Here is a 4798-nt window from a genome sequence, read left to right as displayed (position 1 = left end):
TGACTCACAATGAACATCCTCTCCTACGGACACAAGATCCGCACCAATAGGGTGTCCACTAAACGAGGGTAACCTCATAAGACGCCAAAACTATTATGTCGTATAGGTAAACTGCTCGTAAAACTCGCGTGGGATTAGGCTGTCTAGGTCCTATTTCCAGATCCCCTTAGTATCGACGACTTCCTTGCTGCCCAACAGCTGTGTGTCTAGGTTCTTGAACTCCTTGTGGTCGACCAGCAGCAGGATGACATCGGCATCGTCGATTGCCCGGGTGTACTCGCTAAGCTGCGCGTTGTCGAAGCCCTTGAGGCGCTTGGGCAGCTCGTCGACGTTCGGCTCAGCGACTAGGAAGGTGGTGTCTTCCAGCTCTTCGGCCAGGTCGACCGCGATGTTGAGCGCCGGCGACTCGCGCAGGTCGTCGATGTCCGCCTTGAAGGCGAGGCCGAGGACGGCGACCTTGGACGCGCCGGTGCGGTCGATGGCCTCCTTGACCTTGCTAATGACCCAGGCCGGCTTGCCGTCGTTGACGTTGCGCGCGGTGTGGATGAGCTTCGAGTTTTCCGGATCCGCCGACACGATGAACCACGGATCCACGGCGATGCAGTGGCCGCCCACGCCGGGGCCGGGCTGCAGGATGTTGACGCGCGGGTGGTGGTTCGCCAGTTCGATGAGCTCCCAGACGTCGATGCCGAGCTTGTCAGCAATGAGGGAAAGCTCGTTGGCGAAGGCGATATTGACGTCGCGGAAGGAGTTCTCGGTCAGCTTGGCCATCTCCGCGGTGACGTCGTTGGTCGGCAGGAGCTCGCCCTTGCAGAAGGAGGAATAGATGGCGGTGGCGCGCTTCGTTGCCTCCGGGGTCTGGCCGCCAATGATGCGGTCGTTGGTGCGCAGCTCTTCTATAGCCTTGCCCGGGAGGATGCGCTCCGGGCAGTGGGCGAAGTAGACCACCGGCTTGTTCTCAGGATTCTCAGCGCCATCGGCGACAAGGTCGGGGCGGAGCTCGAGGATCTTGTCGGCCATCTTCTTGGTGGTCAGCGGCGGGGAAGTGGATTCCAGGATGACCAGCTCGTCGCCCTCCAGCTGCGGCGCGATGGCCTCGGCTGCCGAGTAGATGAACTTCATGTCGACGTCGTAAGACTCAGTAAAAGGCGTGGGCACGGCGATGATGTAGGCATCCGCGTGCACCTGCTCCGTGGTGGCCTTGAAACGGCCGGATTCCAGTGCCGAGCGCAGCTCTTCTTCCAGCCCCGGCTCAACGATGGTTACCTCGCCGCGGTTGATGCGGTCAACGTTGGGTGTGTTGACATCGACACCAGTGACTTCTACACCGGAATTAGCTAGAACAACGGCGGTCGGTAGGCCAATATAGCCAAGCCCGACAAATGCGACGTGAGCTTTCGACATGGAAATCCTTTGCAATAGAAGTAAAGGGCACGCAAGCTTGTTTCATCCTGGCGTGCCCGGCAAAACCTGGGGTGGGACTCGGCAAGGATGTTACACGTGTGGCAGTAATAATGCTTGGTAAGTTGTAAATTCTTATTTAAAGCTTATGTAGGGGTGACATTTTTGGGGGTGAGCGGAGCGAGAAGGTCGGTGGGTCTACGGGAAATAGGTGGTCGGGTATGAGTATCTCTCTTATGCGGTTGATGGACACTTCTATGCTCGACTACGTTCTCTGGGGGAACATTCGTTCCGGAAAACGTCCGGCTAAAAGGTAATGTGAACAATTTTCAGATTTGCCTCAATTAGTTCCATAGCTTGTGATGGGAAAGCTATTGCAAGAGTGCGCGGTGTAGTCATAGTAGGGAAGTGCGGCTCGTAGCCAAAGTAGGGATCTGTAGCGCATGCCAAAGCAGAGCCGGGGTATTCAGGTTTTAGGCGCGTGAAGTCGTATGTAATATAGAAAGTTGGCTCGAGTTTTCGCTGCTCGCGAAGTGTGTTCCCCGCGCAAGCGGGGATGAGCCCGCCGGTGCTGCGGACTACACGCATGGTTCCCCGTGTTCCCCGCGCAAGTGGGGATGAGCCGGTTCCGACGCCCTACTACGACAGGCCTTTTCGGTGTTCCCCGCGCAAGCGGGGATGAGCCCTACCGATTCATGAAGCCCATGCAGGAGGAACTGTGTTCCCCGCGCAAGCGGGGATGAGCCCCCCCCTTTGGTGGGTGAATGCTGGGCACCCACAGTGTTCCCGCGCAAGCGGGGATGAGCCCACCAGGCCCGTCAGATTTCGCACCCGCTCCGGGTGTTCCCCGCTCAAGCGGGGATGAGCCCTTTTGCCAAAACGACCGGTCAGTCCGCAGAGTGTGTTCCCCGCGCAAGCGGGGATGAGCCCGTCGAGCGTGGCGCGGCCGCCATCCCCCACGTGCGTTTCCCTCGCGAGCAGGGATGAGCCGGCTCACGCGGTGTTGGCTCAGGCACTTGATGTGTGTTCCCCGCGCACGCGGGGATGAGCCGTCAGAGCGCAAATACCTGACCGAGTTTGTCGCGCGTTCCTCGCGTAAGCAGGGATAAGCCTTTGAGATCGCGGGAGACCTCGTCGACGGTGATGTGTTTCTCGGGCAAGCAGGGATAAGTCGTTTCAGTGAGGCAGGAAGAAGCCAGTAAAGCGGTGTGCCGTGCAAACAGACGTGACAATGTGGGGCGGGGCGGAAGGGGTATCGCGGTCTAGCGCGGTTCCGAGCTTTCAAGCGTAAGGATGTCTTTAGTCCCGCTCGTCTTTCCTATGTATCGCCATTCTTAAACGGGGTTGAGCGCTGGGTGCCCCGCCGGAGCGGGGAAGTGGGCTCCGCAGAACAGAACAATGGCTCATCCCTAATCTGGGGAATTACTTGCTTGGAGCCCGATGAATAAGGGTAGCACCAGTGGACAAGGCCGAACAGCAAGCAAATCAGCAACTTGTTATATTTGGCGGTTACCAATTGTACTTCATTCTTGTATCTTCAAGTGTATAGGTCGTTAAATCAAATGGCGGCCCACAAAGAAAATGGAGTTTTCCATGACGTCGACACGTAGTCCTTGGGGCTTGCCGCAGCCGGTCATTAACCTTGCTCAACGGGCTGATGGCTGGGTTGCGGAGCGAAGTGTTGAAGCGCGGAGTTTATGGGCGAAGTCTGGTGATGGGGTCAACTTTCTGACTTTGCCGGAACATTTGCGGGACTCGGCATGCGCGGCATCCATGGTTTTTCATGTGTGGTTGTCTGACTCTATAAAGGGGATTCTGGCGGGCAACCTCGGCCTATCGGTGAAGGAGCTAGAAAAACTTATTCTCTGGCTTGCTGCCTCACACGACGTGGGAAAAGGTGTACGAAAGTTTCAGAGTCAGATTGAGCTCAGGGAAGATGTGCGGCACTTGGTTTCACGTGTGCGGGATGCAGGGCTTAGTCTCGATCAAGGCGTTGATGAGCTCAATGTGGACAAGCTGCCGCATAGTGTGGCATCCGGTGTAATAATCCGTGACTGGCTGGAGGAAACGCGCGGCTTTTCGCGGCGTTCAGCAAACTCGGTAGCCGCTGTCGCTGATGCTCACCACGGTATTCCGAGTGAGCAAATTTCAGAACGAGTAGCTCTCATTATCGCTCAGTACCCTCCAGCGTGGCGGAAAGTCCATGGCGAGCTGTTGGAAGCGACTGCGAAGCTTACTGACGTGGATGTGGTGCTAAATAAACTGCGGAAAAAAGGGATACGTCGTGCCCGTGACCTGCAGTTGCTGACAGGTTTGGTGGTGATGTCGGATTGGGTCGCTTCCAATGAAGATGCCTTTAGCCTGAGCGGTTCAGATTCGCAGGCAGAACGTGTCGATCAGGCCGCGCGCGCGGTTCAGCTCACAGCGCCTTGGCATCCGGTAAGTGACGCGTCAGTGGACGTGGATGTTAGTTTTCGGCGAGCGTTTGGTTGGCCTAGTGAGTATTCGGCGCGACCAGTGCAGAAGGCCATGGTAGATTCGGCGAAAAAGACTACTGGCCCGGTGATGATGGTGCTAGAAGCTGAAACCGGTGCAGGCAAGACCGAAGCTGCCTTGCAAGCAGCGCGGGTTCTGGCAGCGAAGGCTGGCGCCCAGGGGCTGTACTTTGCGGCGCCGACTATGGCGACCGCGAACGGCCTGCTGGACAGGACAGTGCGGTGGGCGAAAAATACGACGGACCAGCAGGTGCGATCGATGTACTTGGCTCACTCGAAAAATTCCTTGTCGCAGCCTTTTCAAGATTTAAAGCTACGGGATATTGAACCAGAACTTTCCGACGGTAGTGGCGCGGTAGTTGCATTGCAATGGCTTAGTGGACGACGCCGTGGACTGTTGTCGAACATCGTCGTGGGGACAATCGACCAAGTCCTGATGATGGCCCTGCAGCAGCGGTATTCAATGCTCAGGCACATTGCCCTGGCAGGGAAGGTGGTCATTTTCGATGAGGTGCATTCTTTCGACCTGTATTCGACCAATTATTTGAAAACCACCCTTAGCTGGCTGTCGTACTACGGCGCAAGCGTTATTGTCATGTCAGCAACGTTGCCACCAGCGAGGCGTAAGGAACTTCTCGAAGCGTATTCCGATGGAAAAATCTCGGAAGCCGAGGACCCAAGTTATCCCCTGATCACCGTGGCGACCCCTGATGAGGTCACCCAAATTCCAATTGAGGAGAAAACCGAAAATGAAGTAGTGGCGGTCAACTTCATCGAGGATGACTTGGATACTCTCACCGCGACGGTGACTGAGCTTGTCGGACATGGGGTTACCCGCAAATCGTGGACACGTTGTTAAGCTGCTTAGGGGTTAAGCAGCGGCCTTCTTATTACCATTTTGA

At 56.5% G+C, this 4798-nt stretch carries 2 protein-coding genes; one reads left to right on the top strand and one right to left on the bottom strand.

Translation table 11 applies throughout. The features are described from left to right. Positions 1-150: 150 nt before the first annotated feature. On the bottom strand, positions 151-1404 hold the full coding sequence (gene wecC / locus ACEE23_RS11365; protein WP_368518940.1) for a UDP-N-acetyl-D-mannosamine dehydrogenase: 1254 nt from the start codon (positions 1402-1404) through the stop codon (positions 151-153). Between the two features lie 1617 nt (positions 1405-3021). Here wecC and ACEE23_RS11360 point away from each other — a divergent pair. Further along, entirely contained in the window at positions 3022-4755 is a 1734-nt protein-coding gene (locus ACEE23_RS11360) for a CRISPR-associated endonuclease Cas3'' (protein ID WP_448873620.1), read from the top strand. Positions 4756-4798 lie beyond the last annotated feature (43 nt).

The sequence above is a fragment of the Corynebacterium sp. 32222D000AT genome, from assembly GCF_053546955.1.
The sequence above is the reverse complement of the archived record's forward strand: the minus strand, read 5'-3'. Positions and strand labels throughout refer to the sequence as shown.